The following is a 21,710-nucleotide window of genomic DNA, read 5'->3' as shown; positions in this document are numbered from 1 at the left end:
GCCATATGACACGCAAGCTCTCCACCGCAATGGAAAGCGTCAATCTCGCAGCCAAGCTAGCAGATCTCAAAGAGGATCACTACCGCATCCTGCTTACCGTCAGTGCCGTTACCGAGCTTCTGATTGACAAGGGGCTGTTCACTCGCGATGAGCTGGAGCTCAAAGCCGCAGCGCTCGATCTGGAGCTCGACAGCCTTATCTCTTCATCACTTCATCCCATGGCGTAGGCCGGTCATGATAAGTCTCTCTTAAAGGATACTCATCCTTTCGGAAAAAGTGTCCATTGCTTTCCAAAATATTATTTACCGTCAGCTTGGCCAAGTCCATCTGGTTATGATCCAGACTCAAATGCGCGAGATAAACCCGCTTCGTCCTGTCCGTAAACAGCTGGCATAACGCTTCGCCCGCCGCTTCATTGGACAAATGTCCAATGTCGCTTAGAATTCGCCGCTTAATATTCCACGGATATCTGCCCATGCGCAGCAGCTCCACATCATGATTGGACTCCAGCACAAGCACATCAGAATCCTCAATCATGCGCTGCACCTTGTCACTGACATACCCAAGATCAGTAGCCAGACTTAACTTCACACCGTTGTCATCGAACACATAACCGACCGGCTCAGCCGCATCATGCGAGATCGCATACGATGTCGTCCGCATAGAGCCGAAGCTTATCGTCTCACCGGTCTCCATAATGACCCGTTTATCCGTCGCAATCTGACCAACATGGCGTTCCAAGGCTCCCCATGTCTGCTCGTTGGCGTAGATCGGTAGATTGAATTTGCGCGCGAACGCACCCAATCCCTTAATATGATCAGAATGCTCATGCGTAACAACAATGGCATCCACATGATGTCCCGCAACACCGCGCTCCCGCATGAGCTCCTCAAGCTTCTTGGCGCTTAATCCCGCATCCACCAGCACCGTCGCATCATCACACTGTACAATTGTTGCATTCCCCGTCGATCCGCTCGCCAGTACTGTAAACCGTAGTCCCATGTCCCGTCTAACCTGCCCTTTCCCCTGCTCCCGCTGCTGCCATCCAGGCCATGCAGCATTACGAACTCAGCTCATCCTCCGTAACAACTTCCCCGCTCACCGCATGAATATAATACACATTGCCATCCTCAAGCATCACACGCCATGAAGGTGCGGAAACCTGAATATCCGACTTCGCGAACGTCTGTCCATGATAGCCGAGCTTAATCTCCTTAATCACAGCGCCGGAAGCCAGAAACTTCTCGATCAACGGCGCCATCGCAATCGTTGCAGGCAGCACCGGATTCTCAACCGCCTTCTCTGTCGAGACCAGCTCAATGACATCCTGCCGATAAGCGATAATTCGCTGATCCTCAGAATACAGCTCCAGCTTCACATCGAACATCGGACGCATCTGCTCCATGCGATATAAGATCAACTTCTTGTCATCACTTGTTGTCACGTCAAAAACATATTGATCGATATCCGGGATAATATCTCCGAGCCCTTCAATCAGCTGCTTCTCATTAAATACAATCCTGCTCTCCACCGGCTCCTTCAGCACATGCTTCTCGCCATCGCTCAGCTTCGTTCTAACCCGATAGGTCAAATCCTGAAGCTCAGGGGTTTCAGCGGGAATATAAATATTCTCTACCAGCTTAATACCCTTTTCCTCCATAATACGAAGCGTCTCCGGCGACAAATCACCCGCTTTCGCACTCGTGCTCAGCCCTTCCCGAATATTGGACCAGAGCTGATATCCGAGCACCAGATTCAGCATCAAGAATGCGAGTATAAGGACGCTCTTCGCCCTGCGCCAGTCCATCCGTTCATCACCTCCGCACGAGTACGCACATCATGATTAATAACTGGCATCGCCCGTTATCGTCCAAACAAACAGAATAGCGGCCACTCTCTATGGCCCCGCTTAAGCTTATCAGCCGTCAAGCCACTATCCGCCTCGCTCCTGCCCTTCGCACCGCGCTCAGCTCCCAGCGCACGGTGTTTCGCTGCATGACGGCAGCAGGTCGACCAAGCGCTATTTCGGAATATCACCCGCGCTAGCGTTGCCCTTGTCCGAATCCATGAGCGGTCCGCCGCCAGGCTCCCCCGGAAGCGGCTTCTTATGGCCCTTCAGTGCCATCATCAGCACCTCTTGGGTCCCATCTGTCAGCCGCACCACCCATGCCGGCTCGAACTGTATCCGACCATCCCCCTGCGGAGAAGCAATAAGAGCCGGATACAGCGCCGTAGCTTCACCTCTTCGTGCATAGTCCGCGAGCGCCTTCTCCAGCATCTCACCGCCTGGCAGCCACCGTACAGCCTTATGCTCCGCCCTATCCTCAAGCGTCAATAAGGAACGCTCGTATTCCGATACCGCTCCTTGCTGCAGGCGAAGCCTCATATCGCCGAATAAGAACGGCTCCTTGGGCACGATGGGATAATTCCCATAGTATTGCTGGTAGCGAATCATCTGCGCCTGCGTACTATCGATCGGACCCGGATACACAAATCGGTGCAGACCGTCCCAACCGCCATGCTGGTTGATGAACCCAATCGAAGCATAGACATTCTCGCTAATATTGTCCTCTACTTCCTGCCTGGCCACAGGGTCCGTATAACTGATCCATTTGCCGTTCTGATCCACCTGCAGTCCGCGCTTGCCATCCGTGTAGATCTGAGACCCGCTTCGATTGCTGATCGCTCGCGTCACAGCAGGATCGAAGAACAGATTTCCCTGCATTTGCTCTGCCGAATAGGATCTGTATCCTACTACAGCCTCCACAGATTGCACCGGTTCCAGCGGGATATAGATCTCATCCTCAACCGGAGCATACAGCGTCTGGTATTCACCAAACCCGACATAAGTCCCGATGTCCTGCGCAGTCAAATCCGCGCGCACCGATTCATATACCGTATTGCTGTCCGCACTGAAGAAATACGTTCTAACCTCGTTGCTCTCATTCTTCTTGAAGATCCATATGCGGTCAATGACATCGTTCAGGAACAGCAGGTCCCCTTCCAGCTTGATCACCTTGCTCAGCAGCTCCACCGGAACGCCGCGGCCGAATCTCAGCTCAACCCCTTGATCGAGATCCCGCACTTCATCCCAATTCACTGCACTGATCGAACTCCGCTGGAACCCCTTGAACTCGCGCCCGCGAATCCGCTCATAGATGCGGTCATAGAAATTCATTGCCGGATACAGAACCGTATGCCTGCCCTCGCCCATATGGAGGACCAAATCCTCGGGAAAAATCAGATTCTCGACATTCTCCTCCGAGCCCATCAGCACCGTATTCACATAATCCTGTGTAGTCGAAATTGTCGCCCCAATTCCCGGCATGCTGTAAGCAAGCAGATAGCTCTGCAGCAGGCTCAGTACGACAAGAATAGTAAGCATCCATGTCTTTAACTTCTCCATCAGCCCAGCTCACCCCCGCTCTGCAGCGCAGGCAGCGTGACCGTAACCGTTGTGCCTTCATTCAGCTCTGAATCAAGCGCAATCGAGCCGCCATGCGCCTTGACAATTTCCCGGGCAATAGATAGGCCAAGCCCTGTGCCGCCCATATTGCGCGATCTGGCTTTATCAACACGGTAGAATCGGTCGAAAATCCGGCTCAAATCCTTCTTCGGAATACCTATTCCCGTATCCTTCACAGAAATCGCAATGGAGGCCGGGTCTGGCCGATGTGCCGACAACTCAATTCGTCCGCCATCAAGCGTATACTTGATCGCATTGGATACAAGATTGTCCAGAACCTGATCAATCTGATCGCGATCCAGCCAGATCGCCTCAATACCGTCCTCAACACGAACCGCCGCGCGTATCGATTTCTTACGCAGCTGGAAGGAAAAGCGATCAGCCACTTCCTCCAGCATCTCCGGCACATTCATAGCTTGACGCCGCAGCGGCGACTGTTTGGAATCCAGCCGAGAGAGATGCAGCAGATCCGTCACAAGGCGAATCATCCGTTCCGTCTCGTTCCGGATAACACCGATGAATCGCTGTCCAAGCTCCTGCTCCACCATCGCCCCATCGTCAAGCGCCTCTGCATAGCTCTTGATCGTCGTCAGCGGCGTACGCAGCTCATGCGATACATTCGCCACGAATTCCCGCCGGGACTGCTCAAGGCGTTCCTGCTCCGTTACATCCTGAAGCACAGCAATCGTACCGGAGATACCCTTGTCCCGCCTGTGGATAGGCGTCAGCGTCACACGCATCAGCTCTTCCTCATCGCCATCGAACTGCGTATGATAGATGACTGCTGATTTCTCCGCGCCTTTCATAAGCGATGAGAGCTGCCCTTCATCCATACTGAACAGCTCCGTCAATCGAAGTCCTTCGCATGCATTCTCACGCAGCATCTCACAAGCGCGACGGTTCGTAATAATGACCATTCCATGTTCATCAGCGGCAACAACGCCGTCACTCATATTAGCGAGAATAGAGGATATCTTCTCCTTCTCCTCCTCGTTCGCCGACAGCGCGTCGCGAAGACGCATCGTCATGTCATTGAACACCTCGCTAAGCCGCCCGATCTCATCATCTCCAAGCACGGGAACCTGCTGGTCGAAATCTCCTTCCGCAACAGCAGCTGCCTGGCGGGTCAATCCTTTGATCGGATTCGTAATCGTATGCGCCAGCAGAATGCCAAGCACACCTGTGAGACCGAGCGCAATGAGCATGCCGGACATGAAGATCCGGTTAATTCGGTCAACCGTCTGGTACAGCTCATTCATCGAGGCGACGATATAAACCGCCCCAACAATTTTCACCCCATAATATACCGGCTTCGCAATAATCTTCTTCCGGTTATTATTCTCATCGATGACCTCTTCTTCATTGTCCCGTATTCCCTGAAGCGCACGGCTGACAGCAAGCGCCGTATTCTTCTTCCCGACATTCGACTGCTGAGACTCCAGCGAGGTTGCCAGCACCTTCCCGCTCGCATCCAGAATTTGAACCTCCGCCTCATTAATCGTAAAGAGGCCGCGCGCGAGCATACTCAGGAATTCCTCCGTCATCTCTTCGCCTTCAGCGCTTGTTGTCTCCGACTTCTTCGACAGCGTCTGTGCCGTTATCTTGGAGAGCAGGTTTGCCTGCTCGTTTATATTGTTCGCGAACGACGTCGTCAGCGATGTCTTCATCGTACTAATGAAATAGACACCAATCAGCTGCATCCCGATAAGAATGAGAAGCACATAAATAATGATAAGCTTGAACTGGATGGAGCGGAAGAACCGTATACCGTTCATCCGTAGCCGAATCCTCCCGATTTAGGATTGCGCATAAGATAGCCCAGACCCCGACGAGTCAGAATATATTCCGGCCTGCTGGGGTCATCCTCGATCTTCTCACGCAGTCGTCGAATCGTTACATCCACAGTCCGCACATCGCCAAAATATTCAAAGCCCCACACCGCCTGCAGCAGATGCTCGCGCGTCATGACCTTCCCGCTATTGCGCGCAAGATAATAGACCAGCTCATATTCGCGATGAGTCAGATCAAGCGGCGCATTGTCTTTATACACAACATACATATCTGTATCAATGAATAGATTGAAGATTGCCAAGCCCTGCTTCTCTTCGACAGTCCCCCCCGAAGATCCGCTGCTCTGACCGGACCCGGATGATTGGGAAACATCTGCCTTCTGTCGGCGCAAATGCGCTTTGACCCTGGCGAGCAGCTCACGCGTACTGAACGGTTTCGTGACATAATCATCCGCGCCAAGCTCCAGTCCAAGCACCTTATCCAGCTCTGTATCCTTGGCCGTCAGCATAATAATCGGCGTTTGCAGCTTGCTCCGAACCTCGCGGCATACATCCATGCCATCCTTCACCGGCAGCATCAGATCAAGCAGAATCAAGTCCGGCTTCTCGGCAAAAGCAAGCTGAACGGCCTCACCGCCATCGAAAGCACAAATAACCTGATAGCCTTCCTTCTCCAAATTAAACTTTAAAATATCCGCAATCGGCTGTTCATCATCAACAACCAGAATTTTACCGTGCATGCCATCACCGCCCATCGCTTCTGCGTACAATTCGCATGACCAGCGAGGCCATACGTCGTGATAAGTTCGCTGTGCACAATCTTCTACCATTCTACCATAGGTTTTGTTTTTGTTCACAATGAAAGTTCACTCATCTTAGGGACGAATTAGGCCATGCAAACAAAAAAAGCACCGCTTCGGCTCAGTCGACCGCAGCGATGCTTCATTCGTTTCTTACAAATATTTCATCGGATTCTGAATCGAACCGTCCTTGTGAATTTCAAAGTGCAAGTGCGTGCCGAAAGAATGACCGGTATTGCCCATAACGCCGATCGATTCGCCCCGCTCAACGATTTGCCCTTCCTTCACATTTATTTTGCTTAAATGCGCATACGTGGTTTTAAATCCGTTCTTATGGTTAATAATGATACAACGGCCTAATCCGTTCTTCGTTCCCGCGAATTCGATCACGCCGTTATCTGCTGCTAGAATGTTCTTGTTGCCAACCATGTCAATGCCTTTGTGCTGACGGCCCCAACGCTTGCCGAAGGTGCTTGTCAGCCGGGCGCCCATGACAGGCCAAGAGAACTTCCCTGTCCCTTCGCCGAGCACAACCTTCGTGCCCTTCATAATGATGGACGATACAGAATTAGCCAATACTTCCTCACTGACGAATTCTTCACTCATGAGATAACCATTCTGCTTCACGAGCTTATACGTAACCCGCTTCTTCCCGCTTTTACCTTCCCGAATGACCTTTGACTGGCCAGCACGCATATTCTCGTTCTTCTCTACCTGAACAGTAGGCTCAATCGTTTCAAACTCAGTCACATTCTCGACCGTCTCAACCGTCACCTGCGGCTTAAGCACCGTGAGATCCAGCACTTCGCCAACCTTGATCTCATCATCCTTAATCCACTTATTCCGCTCATAGATCAGCTGAGGTGAAATGTCGAATTTCTGGGCGATGCATCCGATGCAGTCACCTGCTTGAACCGTGTATTTAGTTTCTTTGATCGTGCCCTTAACGAGCATAAGATAGACTTGATCAGGTGTGGCAATCTCATCAGGCTGCACATCTGTCGAATCCATGCTGACATCCTCAACAAACTTAACGGATCTTACCGTCGTTGTCGGCTTATCAGATTGCGCTGGTGCTGCCGTATTCTTGTAGGAGAGCGCAGTAACTTCTGCCTTCTTCGCAGCAACCGGCTGCGGAGCGTATTTCGACTGTACCCGCTGCAGAATCGTATCTGCCGTCTCCTGATCCTTCACGATACCGACCAGCTTGCCGTTTACTTTCACTTCGACTCCTGTTGCATGGGAGAGGAATTGCTGCTCCAGCGCTTGTAGTGTAGCTTCGCTGTCTGGATTCGCTTTGTAAGCGCTTTTAAGCTGGTAGCTGATTTCGCCGGTATCCAGTACCATATTCACATTCGGATTGGATTGCTTAACTTCCTCTTGCTTGCGACTAACGAGCTGCTCTACTTGCTCCTGTGAGCTTACTCCGCCGACCAGCTTGCCATCTCTATATACTTCATAGTAATCGACTGTATGTGCTTTTACGTATTGGCTTCCGCTGAATCCGACAATCACGAGTATAGCAAGCGCTGTTCCTGCAAGAATGTATGCTCTCTTGCGGTTCATTCTCTTCATCTTGCCCATACCTTGCTGTTTCTCTAAGCTGACTTGATCGTGCTGGAATCGGACGCGTCGAAAAGTCTTCAGAAACGAGTTCCAAGACTTCCGAATCCGACCCTTGTCCTTAAAAACGGTCATGATCGTCTCCTCTTCGCGTTCTGGTTCATGGATTTGCCCTTTTCCGACAACGAAAATTCTCCATTGTTTGGCTCCAAGTACTACTTTAACATAAGCAAAATGTGCAATTCAACCAAACCACCTACATAAAACATTAATATTTCTTCATTATTTCCATCATTCGATCATATTCATCCCTGTCCAAATGCTGCGCAATCAGCTGTTGGACCTCTGTAAGCTCCTCATTCGTCAGCCCTCCCTCCATTAAACCAGATATACGCTGCCAGGCCTCCTGAGGCAATTTCTTCATCATAACATTGAAAAGCTGCTCCTTATCCTCTTGGCTCATACCATTTTTCGTTTCGTTCAGCTCATCCGTCGTAATCGCCACGCCATCCCGCAGCGCCTCACCAGCTTCCGAACTCCCGCCAGTATTTAAATCAGCGCCTCCTTGCATCTCCGATAAAATACCGCTGTCCCCGCCATGCGCCTTGGAGCCCGCGCCACTATTCCCCTTCGGACCCCTCCCGCCGCCAATATCAGTTAGCGCGCCTGAAGTCTCATCCCCATAAGCATCCACCACAAGCGGCGTTTCCTTCTCATCCATTTCCGATCCTTCGTTTTCTCCCACTTCGTTCTGTTCGTTCTTTTCCGCACTCGATCCTTCGTTCTTGTCGACTCCCAGTCCTTCGTTCTTGTCAACTCCTAGTCTTTCGTTCTCTCCGACTCCGGGTCCTTCATTCTTTCTCGTCCCTGTCTCTTCGCGCTTGTCCTTTTCCGATGCCGCTTCCTCTTTCTTATTCGCATCCTCTCTCTGTTCCGTTATACCTTCTGTTTCCTTCGCAGCTCCTCCGTCACTGGTCCCCTTGGTGTCACTCCCATTACGTTCGGCTGTATCCTGATCAGATTTCAGCAGCGGATCTGCGCCCCATAATCCGCCCCACACGCTGCTCAGTGCAAAAGGCTTCTGATCCAGCGGAATATTGAATTGCTTCAATAAAGTTTCCACATAGCTGTTCACAATATATCCAGTCGTCCATATCGACAAGAAGCTAATGATCAACCCTGCTGCCACCGTCTTCGCCAGCCAGCCAGTCATTTTCCACATTCTCAGAACCTCCGCTCTCATATACCGCCAAGGCTGCTTATAGCAACAACAGCGGAATATACTCCTATCATCTACTTCTTAGTATGGGCATTGGGCGATAGAACCATTCATTTCCATATGAAGAAAGTCGAATTTATCGAAGCATCACTATTCATCCGCTCACCAAGCTGTAAGACGGTTTTACACGCTTTCACGACCAATCACGCATCCTTCAGCACGCCGTAAGCCGGTTTTTCATGCTTAACATCATCATCTACATCACTATTCATCCGCTCGCCAAGCTGTAAGACGGTTTTACATGCTTTCACGACCGATCACGCATCCTTCAGCACGCCGTAAGCCGGTTTTTCACGCTTAACATCGTCATCTACATCACTATTCATCCGCTCGCCAAGCTGTAAGGCGGTTTTTCACGCTTTCACGACCGATCACGCATCCTTCAGCACGCCGTAAGCCGGTTTTTCACGCTTAACATCGTCACCGACATCACCTTTCATCCGACGGTTTTGCACTCGTATGATTCCCCACACGAAATTGCGCAGCAAGTAAGTGTGTTTTTCTCTTCCTAGTACTTAATAAACGGACAAGGGAGCGGAGCGGGAAGGAGGAACCTGTAGAAGCGTAAGCGTTCGCCTTTGTTCTCGGATTTCAACCCTGCCCTTATGATCAGGAAATCCGGGAACAACAGCGATCGGAAGGTCCTCCTGCCTGCGCAGCGGCTCTCCTGTCCTTATCGCTCGCAACAAAAAAACGGCGATCGCCCCCTGTTCCACAGGAGACGACCACCGTTATCCTATTCTTTATCCAATCAGCTTCAACTATTCGTAGATCGGACGCACTTGATTCGTTTGCTCGCGATTGCGGCCTACAGAGAAGATTGAGATTGGAATCCCTGTCAGTTCCGACACACGCTCCACATACCGGCGCGTATTGACCGGCAGCTCATCCAGCGTCTTCACATTCGTAATATCCTCGCTCCAGCCTGGCAGCTCCTCATATACAGCTTCACACTGCGAGATCAGCTTCAGGCTAGCCGGGTAATGCTCGATAATCTCGCCGTTAAGCTTATAGCCTGTGCATATCTTGACAGTGTCCAGACCAGATAGCACATCAAGCGAATTCAGCGACAATCCTGTAATACCGCTAACACGACGAGCATGGCGAACAACGACACTGTCGAACCAGCCCACACGGCGCGGACGTCCAGTAACCGTTCCATACTCATGACCGCGCTCGCGAATCCAATCGCCCGTCTCATTATTGAGCTCCGTTGGGAAAGGACCGTCTCCCACACGAGTCGTATAAGCCTTGGCAACACCAATGACCTGTTCGATCTTCGAAGGACCTACGCCTGAGCCGATACATACACCGCCAGCAGACGGATTGGACGATGTTACGAACGGATACGTACCTTGATCGATATCCAGCATAACACCTTGAGCGCCTTCGAACAGAATCCGCTTGCCGCTATCAATGGCATCGTTCAGAACTACGGACGTATCCGTTACATAGGGACGCAGAATTTCAGCAAAGCCAAGGTATTCCTTAAGAATCGTCTCGACATCAAGCGGCTCTCCGCCATATACCTGCTCGATGACTTGATTCTTCTCCACGATAACACGACGAAGACGTTCCTCGAACTCCACCGCATCCATCAAGTCAGCGATACGAATGCCGTTGCGAGCCGCTTTGTCCATATAACAAGGGCCGATCCCTTTGCGGGTCGTACCGATCTTATTATCGCCTTTGCGCTCTTCCTCAAGTCCATCCAGCACAAGATGATACGGCATAATAATATGCGCGCGATCACTGATTGTCAGGTTATCCGTTGAAAAACCATTCTCATGTATATAATTGATTTCATCAATAAGAGCAGACGGATTGATGACCATTCCGTTGCCAATGACGCAAACTTTGTTTTGATTAAAAATGCCCGATGGAATCATCGTTAGCTTATATTTTTTATTGCCAATGAGAATCGTGTGACCTGCGTTGTTACCTCCCTGATAACGGGCAACGACATCTGCACCCTCTGCCAGAAAGTCGGTAATCTTACCTTTACCTTCGTCTCCCCATTGCGTTCCGACAACAACTACCGTTGACATGGCTATACCCCCATTACATGCTTTAAGCGCACGAAAATCGCTGCCAGTCGCAGGCAGCACTATTAGTGTAGCAGTCCGATCCATCAAAGTCAATTCAAAAACGAACAATCACACGGTTGCCCATATGATTGTTCGGAAATGTCTTGTACCACAGCCTCAAGCAACAAGTCAGGACGCCTGTCCAGGTTCCTGATGCGAACGGTCCAAGCTGACAAATTTATTAAAATTCTTCAAAAACACCAGCTCAACCGTGCCCACTGGGCCATTCCGCTGCTTGGCGATAATAATTTCAATGATGTTCTTCTTCTCGGTTTCCTTGTCATAATAATCGTCCCGATACAGAAACGCAACAATGTCGGCATCCTGCTCAATCGAGCCTGATTCCCTAAGGTCAGACATCATTGGACGCTTATCCTGCCGCTGCTCCACACCCCGGCTAAGCTGCGACAGGGCGATGACCGGCACTTCCAGCTCACGCGCAATCTGCTTGAGTGTACGGGAAATCTCCGATACCTCCTGCTGCCGATTCTCGCCTGACTTGCCGCGGCCTTGAATGAGCTGCAGGTAGTCAATCAGAATCATGCCCAGGCCGCGTTCCTTCTTCAGCCTCCGGCACTTGGCGCGAATATCAGCAACCGTAATGCCCGGCGTATCATCAATGAAAATTTGCGCTTCCGACAAAGAACCAATCGCCATCGTCAGCTTCTCCCAATCGTCGCCCTCCAGATACCCTGTACGCATCCGTCCGGCATCGACATTCGACTCTGCACAGATCATCCGCTGCACAAGCTGAGCAGCGGACATCTCCAGACTGAATATCGCCACAGTCTCGCGTGAACGCACGCCGACATTCTGCGCAATATTAAGAGCGAATGCCGTCTTACCTACAGAAGGACGGGCAGCAACAATAATGAGATCATTCCGTTGAAACCCGGACGTCATTTTGTCCAGATCAATGAAGCCCGATGGAATGCCTGTCGTTCCGCCCTTATTCGTGTACAGATGCTCTACTCGCTCGAATACGTCCATAAGAACATCGCGAATAGAGATGAATCCACTGCTGGAGCGGCGATTGGAAATTTCAAGAATCTGCTTCTCAGCCTCGCCCAGCATAATGCCGACATCATCAGCAGCCGCATAGCCTTCCGAGACGATATTCGTCGCTGTCCGAATCAATCGGCGCAGCATCGACTTCTCTTCGACAATCTGAGCATAATACTCAACATTGGCCGCGGTTGGAACGGCATTGGCCAGCCTCGACAGATAGCTGACCCCGCCGATCTCCTCCAGATGCTGCCCATCCTGCAGATGAGCGGTCAGCGTAATCAGATCGATCGGCTGATTATCTTCCCCTAGTTCAACCATCGCCTCGTAGATTAACTGATGAGACGGGTCGTAGAAATCTTCACTGCGAAGCCGCTCCATCGACGTAATCAGCGCTTCGGCCTGCAGCAGAACGGCGCCAAGCACCGCTTGTTCCGCCTCGACATTTTGCGGGGGCACACGGTCAAACATCAGTTCATTGCTCATCGGCTAGTAGTACTCCTTTACTTGCGATTATTCCTCTGCAGTCTGCACCTTCAGCGATGCCTTCACTTGCGGATGCAGCTTCACCGGCACCTGAGTGACACCCAGCGTACGAATCGGCTCCTCCAGCTCAATCTTCCGTTTATCAACACGAACGCCCTGCGCTTCCAGCGCCTCGGCAATTTGCTTGGATGTTACAGCGCCGAATAAACGGCCGCCTTCGCCGGCCTTCGTCTTCACGATTACCGTCATCTTCTCAATGTGAGCAGCAAGCGCCTCGGCGTCTTCCTTCTCTTTATCCTTCTTCTTCTGCTCAGCGGCGTTCTGCACTTCAAGCGTCTTGAGGTTGCCGTCAGACGCCAGCTTCGCCAGTCCTTGAGGCAGCAGGAAGTTCCGCACATAACCCTCGGACAGCTCCTTCACATCGCCCTTCTTGCCTTGACCCTTTACATCTTTCAGAAAAATCACCTTCATTCGAATAACCCCTCTTCCTCTTCAATGTCTTGCAGCACCTGCTTGAGACGCTGCGCTACTTCTGCGACTGTTCCTTCCATCTGCGAAGCGGCATTCGTCAGATGTCCGCCGCCGCCCATACGTTCCATCACAACCTGGACATTCATATGTCCAAGCGAGCGGGCGCTTATGCCGATCAGTCCATCCTGCCGCTCCCCAATAACGAAGGAAGCCAGCACATCGGTCATATTAAGCAGCGTATCGGCGGATTGCGCTATGAGCAGCTGCGAATATTGCCGCCCCTGCTCCGTAACTGCAATCGCAATATGCTCATATACAATTTCCGCCTGCTTGATCATCTCGGCTTTCTTGATATACTCCGCCAGATCCTCCTTCAGCATCCGCTGAATCAGCATCGAGTCAGCTCCGTTGCGGCGCAGGAATGATGCAGCCTCGAACGTACGGGAGCCTGTTCGGAGCGAGAAGCTCTTCGTATCCATCGTAATGCCTGCGAGCAGTGCCGTGGATTCTCTTACATCAAGCATGACACGATCATGAATGTATTGGAGAAGCTCCGTTACAAGCTCACAGGTCGATGACGCATAGGGCTCCATATAGACGAGAATGGAATTCGCGATGAATTCCTCTCCCCGTCTGTGATGATCCACAACGACGATACGTTCCGTTTGCGTCAGCAGCTTCGGTTCTTTCACCATCGAGGCCTTGTGCGTATCCACAACGACGATAAGCGAGCCGGAATCCGTAAGCCCCATCGCTTGGTCCGGAGTAATAAACCGTTTCACGAGGCGCTCGTCTTCCTTGAGCATCTCCATCATTTTCTGGATAGCAGGGTTGATCCCCTCCAGCACGATGTAAGCTTCCTTGTTGAACAGCTGAGCCGCCTTGAGCACTCCGACAGCAGCGCCGATGGCATCCATATCCGGCATCTTATGTCCCATTATAATAATATTATCGCTTTCGCGTATAAGATCGCGAAGCGCATGTGCAACGACGCGCGCACGAACTCTGGTGCGCTTCTCCACCGCATTGGACTTGCCGCCATAGAACGACTGCCGCTGCCCGCACTTGACCGCTGCCTGATCGCCGCCGCGGCCAAGCGCAATGTCCAGGCTCATCTGCGCCCACTGACCAAGCTCCCCAATGCTTTCCGCTCCTGCCGCGAATCCGATGCTGAGCGTCATTGGAATTTTGTTCTCTGTTGTCATCTCCCGCACTTCATCCAGAATGACGAATCGCGACAGCTCCAGCTGCTTGAGCGTTTTCTGATCGGTAATGATCAGGTAGCGATCCGAATTCAGCCGTTTCAGGTAGACGTGGAACTTATTGGCCCACTCCGTAATTTCTGTCGTTGCCTTCGATAGCAGCGTGCTGCGCTGCTGATCATCCATACCCTGCGTCACTTCCTCCAGATTGTCCATCATGACAATGCCCAGAGCCAGCTTCTCATCCTCATAACGCTTAGCCAGCTGCCAGCGCTGAGTGATATCACGGACATAGACAAGCCTCTCGTCGAAACGAAAGCTCAGCTCATAGACCAGATCGCCGATCGTAGCCTCGACCGTTCCTTCACGATCCTTCGCCTGCGATAGCGTCGGGAACAGCTCCATCAAGGACTCGCCTACAACAGAATCCCGCTCCAGCATGTTCGTTACAAACGCGTTATGCCACTCCACCATCTTATCTTCGTTATACAAAATAATACCGAACGGCAGATCGCTAATAACCTCGCTGCCTGCCTTCTTGACCCGATAGGACAACGTCCCCAGATACATCTTCAGATCACGGCGAAAAGCGCGTTCAGCCAGCACAGAATACACCCCAACCGCTCCAGTCAGTACAAGACCGAGCAGACCAAGCAGCCATTCATACCAAGCCAACGTTACCGTGAAACTAATCATAAGCACGAAGCCCCACAAATGGTGCATTCCGTGCCAACGCTTTACTAAAAACTTCGGCATTTCCTCATTCGCCCCTGTTATCAAGGTTTCTTAAACGCCTTACGGATTGGAAATCCGGCATCCAGCACACCAATCAAGCTAAGCGGCGGGAAAATAAATATAAGCACAGACAGCATAATCGGCACCACATGATGCCAGCCTCTCTCATGCGCAAGGTAGAAGAAGAAGCCCACCGCCTGAATGGAAAATACAAGCTGCAATAAAGGAACCAGATTCAGCAGTGCAACCGTCATGAAGGAATCGCCATGATTTGGAGTTACCATATCGGCTATTAGCACGATCAAATAATAGAACACAACGATACGCGGCAGCATCCATTCCCTTGCCGGCTGCAATCCAGGGACCGCAGCTCCTGACCTTCTGAGAAGGGGTCTTGCAATCGCATGCGCAACAACAGCAAGCAGGAACGAAATCGTAATGAGCATCCTTGGGATCGAATGGACAATCCACTGCACATAAGCATTAACCAGCTCAGCGCTCATAGGGGTTAACAAAATTTTGTTCATATACTCGAACGTCTCGCTGATGAACAATCTGACTTCCGGTATAAGCTTGAAGTTCAGTAATAAATCGAACAGCACAAGCTCCAGAAGCAGCTGGCCCAGCAGAACCAATATCGTGGCTGTTAATACCTTGCGAGCCGGAGCCATCTTCTTATACAGATGTCCCATCACGACAGATGGAGCAAGGAAGAACAGACCGACAATTATCGCTGAAGGACCAAGCAGCACCGTGGCTATGCCATAGACAACAATCATGTGGATGATGAAGTCTCGCTTGGATAAGCTGACATACAGAATGACCATTGGAACCATCATTACAACGAGTGAGAGCGCATTTAGCAGCGGTACTGCAATACTTAACAGCAGCAATAGCACCGCGCCGCTCCATAGAACAGACTTTAAATCGGTTTTCAACACATTCACCTCTTACCAAGCTTGACGAAACACTAAAGCTTTACTCCCCATTATAACATAAAACAGCGGACAACATCGATATCGTTGTGTAGCTGCGGGCCACACTGCAATTACGAGCGACATCAATACTATTGCTGAAATTGACAACGATTAAAGCAACATTTTCAGAATAATTCCGTCTATGGTTATTGATGGTTAATCTCATAATTAATAAGGAGCGGCGCTGATGATGAAAGACTTACGTTTATGGATTGCTGCTATTGCTTTGGTCGTATGTCTTGTTTTTTCAAGTACCACATTGATTTTCGCAGGCACAGTAGGACCTGATGAAGATGGTGCATATCGTCCAACGATATACATCAACGATGAGAAGTATAGTTTGGGAGGAATTATTCCGCCTAGCGGCTCCACTCTCGTTCCCTTCAGAGCACTTTTCGATGCTTTGAAGATCGAAGCTAGTTTTGATAACACAACAAAAACACTTACAGCAGTTAACGATGATTTAACCCTCTCATTAACCGCTGGCCAAATGTATGGCTTCATCAATGATGAGAAGATCGCTCTTACACAGGGCCCTGCTCTCACAGATGAAGGTGTGCTGTACGTAAACCTCCGCTTTATTGCAGAAGCATATGGTGCTGTTGTTGCTTTCGACAAAGAGGCATTATCAATCGCGATCCATTTCCCTGAGAATAGTTGATTTATAAGCCCGTACGAGCTCGAAGCTAAAAGAAAAGCAGAATCCCTCCCGTTTCGGGTACGGGGATTCTGCTTTTTCACTTTATCCTTCAATGGTTAGCTAAGATTCGATCGTCCACGTATCGCCGTCGTTTGTCGCGTTTAACCCTAGCGAATTGAAATGCGAGAGCGGTACAAATGCCCGCTTGCCGATCGATAGAAGCTCGATGGATGCATCTTCAGATACAGCACGGTAACCCCGCTCCAGCATAAGCTCGCCCTTGCCAGGCGCAGCCAGAGGATTGCCGGTTGCTTCTGTCTGTCCACCCTTTTCAAGCTTGAATGTTTTGGTGATATCGTCCCAGATGAGGCCATAGCCCTGCTCGCTCAGAGCGAACAGATCGACATAAGCTTCCTTCTTGTAGCTGACCAGCGGATAGCTCTTGCCATCCCATTGCAGTGTACCTGCCGACTCGCTCACACGTTCAAATTGGCTTCTAAGCGGCTCGCCCAGACGAATTTTCTTATTCATCTCGCCATTATCCAGTGCAACCTGGCCGCCAACAAGCACATATTTAATCCCTGCGGACATAAGATCAGGCTGTTCCACTGTGGAACGGTCACGAATCGTCTCGTAATCGAACATCACGATATCCGCGTCCATCCCTTTCGCAATTCTGCCCTTCTTCTGCAATGCAGGGGATTGCTTCTCCAATCGCTGAGCAGGAAGAAGGCTGAGCTTCGCGATGCCATCCATAAGCGACATCACCCCTTGCTCCCGTACATACATGCCAATTGTCCGCGCGAAGGTTCCCGATGCCCGGGGATGATTATTAAAGCCCGGCTCCAGAATCGCATCGCTGCCGATCATAACATACGGCGCCTTGAACGCATCGACAATCGCCTGCGATGGTATTGCATACGCGACAGCAAGCTTGCCCTGCTTCTGATACTTCGCGAAGCTTTCCTTGGTCAGTCGTTCCGTCGTGCCTGCAATCTGCAGATCGTTGTACGAAATTCGGAACCGCTCCTGCCAGCCCTGATCGAAGCGTGCAGAGTTCAGATACGTTCCCCAGAAATCATAAGGATACGTACAGGCCGTAATATCGTAGCCCTTTGCCCGAGCCTCATCAATCATCGCCAGCGCTTCAGTCATCGTGAACGTACCGCCCGTGCTGTTGATATGATCAATATGTACTGCGGCCCCCGTCTTCTCCGCATAGCCAATTAACTCCTTCGTTCCTTCCAGCTCTGTGCCTGGCTCCTCCATATCGGAATACCGGCCATGGAAGTAAACAGGCACATTGTATTCATTCGCCAGCTCCATCAGCGGGAGGATCTCTTCCGCTGATATCCCAGGCACATACTCCAAGCTGATAGAGATGCCGAGCGCACCGCCATTAAGCGCCTTCTCCGCATCCTGCACCAGCTTCTCGCTCTGTGCCGGACTAGCTTCGGCATAACGGCTCAGCTTGAACTGATTGCGCGCCTGCGTATAGAAGAACGATGCGCCGAAGTGAACCGGCGTTTGATTGCGTTCATAGTAGCTGTACCACTGCTTCGGCGTTGACGTGCCGCCATGCATCGCAATGTTCGAAGTAACGCCGTCTCCGATCTTCTGCCAGACTCCGATCGGATTAGGATCATAGGACAGATTATCGATAAAGCCTGGGGATACGACCAGCCCTGCTGCGTCAATGACACGCTTGCCCTTGAGCGGCTTGGAAGTCACAACTCCGATCGTCCCGTCACTGATTCCGACGTTCAAGCCTTCCTTATCCAGCTTCGTCTCGGGATTAATAACCCTTCCGCCGGAAATAACAATATCATACTCTCTGGCAAGCTCCTCATCCGTCACATTCGCATCCAGCTGCGCTGAAGGATCAAGCTCGCCCTCGTCTTCCTTCTCGCCGGAATTGTTCGTGCCCTCATCGGCTTGTCCATTAGAAGAATTCCCCTTGCCGCTGCCATTATCAGCAACCGAATCCGGCCCCTTGCCAGCTTCCCCATCATTGGATTGGAAGAGCGAATAGGCCAAATAACCAGCGAATAATACAACCAGTATAGCTGCAACCGCCATAAATGCCCGCATCGGCCCTCTCCCGCGCTTCCTTCTAGCTCCGTTTCTATTCATCCAACTGCTCCTCCTGCCGCTCATACATGTAGCGCCGTCCCCCTAAGGAGACGGCGCCATTAATCCAGCCTTCAGTTAACAACGTTACCATTATCCTACTATGCTTCCGGCTGCAGCGCAAACTCCCTCAACCGGCGACCATTTCATTATCAGCAGGCGCCACACCGCTAGCAATAACCTTCTCGCAATAGTCCATAATATCGCTCCGCCTTACAATGCCGATAAAACGGTTCATGTCATCGATAACAGGTACGAAGTTTTGCATTTTGGCTAGTTGAATCAGATCCTCCATATTCGCATCAATTCGTACTGGTCGATTAGACAGCCGCATATGCACATCCGACAGCTTCACCTTATGCGTCTGCTCGAAGGTTACGCCTGGGTTGTTCTTCATGAACCAGAGCAGATCACCCTCTGTCACCGTTCCTGCATAACCGCCATCGTGGTCCAGTATCGGCACAGCCGTATATCGATGATGCTCCATTCGTTCAAGTGTTTGACGCAGCGTTGCATCTAACGTCATACAAACTACTTCTTGCTTTGGTAATAAGAAGAATGCAATATTCACGTACATACCGCCCACTTTCTTCATTCTTAGGTCAGAATAGCGATTGAGCGCCTGCAGGCCGCCTTAACTTGGCGGTCACTTGCCGTAAGTCGCCTTCACTGCATTCGTAGTAGTAGAAGACAAGGAATGTACCGGTTTACTCGGTTTATTCGATTTATCCGCCGGTTTATTCGTATTTTGCTTCTTCAAAAACTGCTCAGGAATCGGCAGCTGCGCTTTCGTAAGCGTCGGATCAAGCCACAACTCAATCAGGTCCTTTACATTCTCCAAATCCTCTTCATCGGCAAAATAATACCACGCCCCATGATCAGACTTCCGATGTCCGTTGCCCTTGAGCGTATGGCTGTAGATCGTACGGGTCTCAGCCTGCAGCATGCTCTTCGCAAGATCAATCATATGCTCGGGTGTCAAATCCGTGTTGAAATTCTCACCCATAATTTCGATAAACTCAGGAATATTGCTCCATTGCTCCACTTGTGCCGCCTTATTCATAATCGCATTCAGGAATACCTGATGACGGCCTGTTCGGCTCGTATCTCCGCCGGCATCCTCACGGAACCGCACATAATTCAATGCGTCTTGTCCCATGTAAACCTCTTGGCCTGCCTTAACAACGAACTTCTCATGATCGGCATCGTCATTAACCAGGTCCTCCGTTATAGGGAGAGCTACGCCATCCATCGCATCGATGACTTCACGGAAGCCGCTGAAATTAATGGATGCATAGTGGTCAAGAGGGTGGCCGAACAGCTTCTCGACCGTTTCCACTGCCATTTTGGCCCCGCCAAACGCATAGGCATGTGTGATTTTATCATAAAATTCATTGCCTGCCTTCGACTTCTTGCCTACAATCTCGGTATACGTATCTCTCGGGATCGACACCATCAGAACAGAGCCATCCGTAGGTCTGACAACCGTATAGATCATTGTGTCCGAGCGTCCTACCTCCTTGCCCCGTTGATCGACGCCCAGCAGCAGCATCGAGAATGGCGCTTCCTTCTTATAAGCAATCTGCTGCGTGTTCCGCCCTTCCAGCGGCTTATAGGAGTTTTCCAGCTTCTTCTCTACGTCGTCCGCCAGAAACATATCAAATCCCCACATACCAAGCGCTACTCGATTATAATAGCCAACACTGCCGACCAATATGACAAATGCGATTATGCCAATTAACCATTTCCATCGCCGCGATTTACGATTTGTTGAATTTATCATTTCTATTGAACTCTCCTATTCTCCCTTTTCTATATAAACGGTTCCTCTTCATTCTAAACGATGGAGCAACTGTGAATGTTACAAAACCTTTAAGATTTAATGATAACAAATTAGGGCATTGTCCCCATTACATTTTTTCACTTTAACCGGTATAGTTTTGCTATATTGCGATATAGATAAAACTAGAATATGAAGGGAAAGGGGGGCTTTCATGCAATCGCCATCCATGACGCCAGATCCATCATCCACTGGCATGGATCCCAAGATTGTCGGATTGCTCTGTTACTTAGGCTGGTTTATTACAGGAATTATTTTCCTGGTACTGGAGAAGAACAGCCGGTTTGTTAGATTTCATGCCATGCAGTCCATCATTACATTTGGCGCAATTACAGTCTTTTTGATTGTAATTAATATCATCCCAATTATCGGATTACTCATTAGCTTCCTGGTTCCGCCGCTTGCCTTCGTATTGACAATCGTACTTATGCTCTTCGCTTATCAAGGTCGCTGGTTCAAGCTTCCCGTTATCGGCGATATCGCCGAGCAACAGGCCAACCGCTTCTAAAGATTCATCGTACAGGTGAAGAAGCCGTCTCATTGCGAGGCGGCTTCTTCACTATATCATGGATCATGCGGTTACGCATAATATACGCCAAGGGTTGCCTTATCATACCATCATAAGTGTCCCTGGCATGAAGGAAAATCGAGATGGCGATTCCTCCGATTACTTGGAGAGCCTAATAATTTCGCCAGCTATCATCTGTGGTGGGCTAGACAGCATAACATAGCCATAATCGCCTTCTTCATTGGTCAAAGAATTCTTCCCCTTTACAACGACCTGCTCGCCAACCTCAAGCTCCTTGTACAGCTTATAATCCTCCACATGATACCACATGAGGTCCGCTTCCGAATCTCTCCAGATACCGCTGCGTATTCTATCATTCACATCCTCTTCCAGTACATTTCGAACAACCAATATCCTGTGTCTGCCGTCATCACTATCCTTGGAGATGATATAATTGCCAGGATCATATTGCTTGTCGCTGTAACGGACTATTCCTGCCGCAGCGATGACAAGCAGCATGACGATCATCACTTTTTTCATCTCGGCCAACCTCTTCCTTATTAAAAAACCTTTTCCTCATATAACGCATCTTTCCTGTAAAATGTTGCTCTCATGACTTATGCAGTTCATGAGATTAATCGGTAATGATGAGAATCTATGCTTGAATAAACCGGCCACCAGGTCATTCCGAGATTCCTTGGCCAGTAGGCTGAAATAAGACTTGAAAAGCG

19 protein-coding genes are annotated in these 21,710 nt (G+C 50.4%); 3 read left to right on the top strand and 16 right to left on the bottom strand.

The window, feature by feature from the left end; translation table 11 throughout:
- Positions 1-5 precede the first annotated feature (5 nt).
- Positions 6-227, top strand: coding sequence for a hypothetical protein (locus tag L6H65_RS07755; protein WP_236339930.1), 222 nt, complete (start codon positions 6-8; stop codon positions 225-227).
- Here L6H65_RS07755 and L6H65_RS07750 read toward each other — a convergent pair.
- The 12 genes from L6H65_RS07750 to L6H65_RS07690 form a co-directional block, all read right to left on the bottom strand.
- Positions 196-1,002 (bottom strand): MBL fold metallo-hydrolase, encoded by an 807-nt coding sequence (locus L6H65_RS07750; RefSeq protein ID WP_236339929.1) that lies wholly within the window; start codon positions 1,000-1,002, stop codon positions 196-198. The genes L6H65_RS07755 and L6H65_RS07750 overlap by 32 nt on opposite strands.
- Positions 1,003-1,060: 58 nt before the next feature.
- Positions 1,061-1,807: a two-component system regulatory protein YycI gene (gene yycI, locus L6H65_RS07745; RefSeq protein WP_236339928.1), complete on the bottom strand. Its 747-nt coding sequence runs from the start codon at positions 1,805-1,807 to the stop codon at positions 1,061-1,063.
- 213 nt (positions 1,808-2,020) lie between these two features.
- Positions 2,021-3,406 (bottom strand): YycH family regulatory protein, encoded by a 1,386-nt coding sequence (locus tag L6H65_RS07740; RefSeq protein ID WP_236339927.1) that lies wholly within the window; start codon positions 3,404-3,406, stop codon positions 2,021-2,023.
- Positions 3,406-5,241 (bottom strand): cell wall metabolism sensor histidine kinase WalK, encoded by a 1,836-nt coding sequence (walK, locus tag L6H65_RS07735; RefSeq protein WP_236339926.1) that lies wholly within the window; start codon positions 5,239-5,241, stop codon positions 3,406-3,408. The genes L6H65_RS07740 and walK overlap by 1 nt, the downstream gene beginning before the upstream one ends.
- Positions 5,238-5,996, bottom strand: coding sequence for a response regulator YycF (yycF, locus tag L6H65_RS07730; protein WP_236340129.1), 759 nt, complete (start codon positions 5,994-5,996; stop codon positions 5,238-5,240). Before yycF ends, walK begins: the two co-directional genes overlap by 4 nt.
- A 213-nt stretch (positions 5,997-6,209) precedes the next feature.
- A complete protein-coding gene (locus L6H65_RS26555) occupies positions 6,210-7,754 on the bottom strand; it encodes a M23 family metallopeptidase (protein WP_290370330.1) in 1,545 nt (514 codons plus the stop codon).
- Positions 7,755-7,887: 133 nt separating this feature from the next.
- The gene (locus L6H65_RS07715) at positions 7,888-8,841 is read right to left on the bottom strand and encodes a hypothetical protein (protein WP_236339925.1); all 954 of its coding nucleotides are present in this window, start codon (positions 8,839-8,841) and stop codon (positions 7,888-7,890) included.
- A gap of 818 nt (positions 8,842-9,659) precedes the next feature.
- Positions 9,660-10,946, bottom strand: a complete 1,287-nt coding sequence (locus L6H65_RS07710; RefSeq protein ID WP_236339924.1) for an adenylosuccinate synthase — start codon at positions 10,944-10,946, stop codon at positions 9,660-9,662.
- A 168-nt stretch (positions 10,947-11,114) separates the two neighbouring features.
- Complete coding sequence (gene dnaB, locus L6H65_RS07705) at positions 11,115-12,476, bottom strand: replicative DNA helicase (protein WP_236339923.1); 1,362 nt, start codon at positions 12,474-12,476, stop codon at positions 11,115-11,117.
- 27 nt (positions 12,477-12,503) lie between these two features.
- Entirely contained in the window at positions 12,504-12,947 is a 444-nt protein-coding gene (gene rplI, locus L6H65_RS07700) for a 50S ribosomal protein L9 (protein WP_236339922.1), read from the bottom strand.
- Positions 12,944-14,905 (bottom strand): DHH family phosphoesterase, encoded by a 1,962-nt coding sequence (locus L6H65_RS07695; RefSeq protein ID WP_236339921.1) that lies wholly within the window; start codon positions 14,903-14,905, stop codon positions 12,944-12,946. Before L6H65_RS07695 ends, rplI begins: the two co-directional genes overlap by 4 nt.
- Before the next feature lie 20 nt (positions 14,906-14,925).
- A complete protein-coding gene (locus L6H65_RS07690; RefSeq protein ID WP_236339920.1) occupies positions 14,926-15,822 on the bottom strand; it encodes a DUF2232 domain-containing protein in 897 nt (298 codons plus the stop codon).
- A 226-nt stretch (positions 15,823-16,048) separates the two neighbouring features.
- Here L6H65_RS07690 and L6H65_RS07685 point away from each other — a divergent pair, with 226 nt between their 5' ends.
- Complete coding sequence (locus L6H65_RS07685) at positions 16,049-16,522, top strand: copper amine oxidase N-terminal domain-containing protein (RefSeq protein ID WP_236339919.1); 474 nt, start codon at positions 16,049-16,051, stop codon at positions 16,520-16,522.
- A 99-nt stretch (positions 16,523-16,621) separates the two neighbouring features.
- On the opposite strand, the gene L6H65_RS07680 is transcribed toward L6H65_RS07685, so the two are convergent.
- The 3 genes from L6H65_RS07680 to L6H65_RS07670 all read right to left on the bottom strand — a co-directional run bounded on the left by L6H65_RS07680 (position 16,622) and on the right by L6H65_RS07670 (position 20,414).
- Complete coding sequence (locus L6H65_RS07680; RefSeq protein WP_236339918.1) at positions 16,622-18,634, bottom strand: amidohydrolase family protein; 2,013 nt, start codon at positions 18,632-18,634, stop codon at positions 16,622-16,624.
- Positions 18,635-18,761: 127 nt separating this feature from the next.
- Positions 18,762-19,202, bottom strand: a complete 441-nt coding sequence (locus L6H65_RS07675; protein ID WP_236339917.1) for a CBS domain-containing protein — start codon at positions 19,200-19,202, stop codon at positions 18,762-18,764.
- 75 nt (positions 19,203-19,277) lie between these two features.
- Positions 19,278-20,414: an LCP family protein gene (locus L6H65_RS07670; RefSeq protein ID WP_236339916.1), complete on the bottom strand. Its 1,137-nt coding sequence runs from the start codon at positions 20,412-20,414 to the stop codon at positions 19,278-19,280.
- Positions 20,415-20,625: 211 nt separating this feature from the next.
- Here L6H65_RS07670 and L6H65_RS07665 point away from each other — a divergent pair, with 211 nt between their 5' ends.
- Positions 20,626-20,979: a DUF4870 domain-containing protein gene (locus L6H65_RS07665; protein WP_236339915.1), complete on the top strand. Its 354-nt coding sequence runs from the start codon at positions 20,626-20,628 to the stop codon at positions 20,977-20,979.
- Positions 20,980-21,138: 159 nt separating this feature from the next.
- On the opposite strand, the gene L6H65_RS07660 is transcribed toward L6H65_RS07665, so the two are convergent.
- Positions 21,139-21,519 (bottom strand): YobA family protein, encoded by a 381-nt coding sequence (locus L6H65_RS07660; protein ID WP_236339914.1) that lies wholly within the window; start codon positions 21,517-21,519, stop codon positions 21,139-21,141.
- Positions 21,520-21,710 lie beyond the last annotated feature (191 nt).

Source organism: Paenibacillus plantiphilus, from assembly GCF_927798095.1.
In the GTDB taxonomy this organism is placed as follows: Bacteria; Bacillota; Bacilli; order Paenibacillales; family Paenibacillaceae; genus Paenibacillus_Z; species Paenibacillus_Z plantiphilus.
This window is presented reverse-complemented; position numbering and strand designations above follow the sequence as displayed.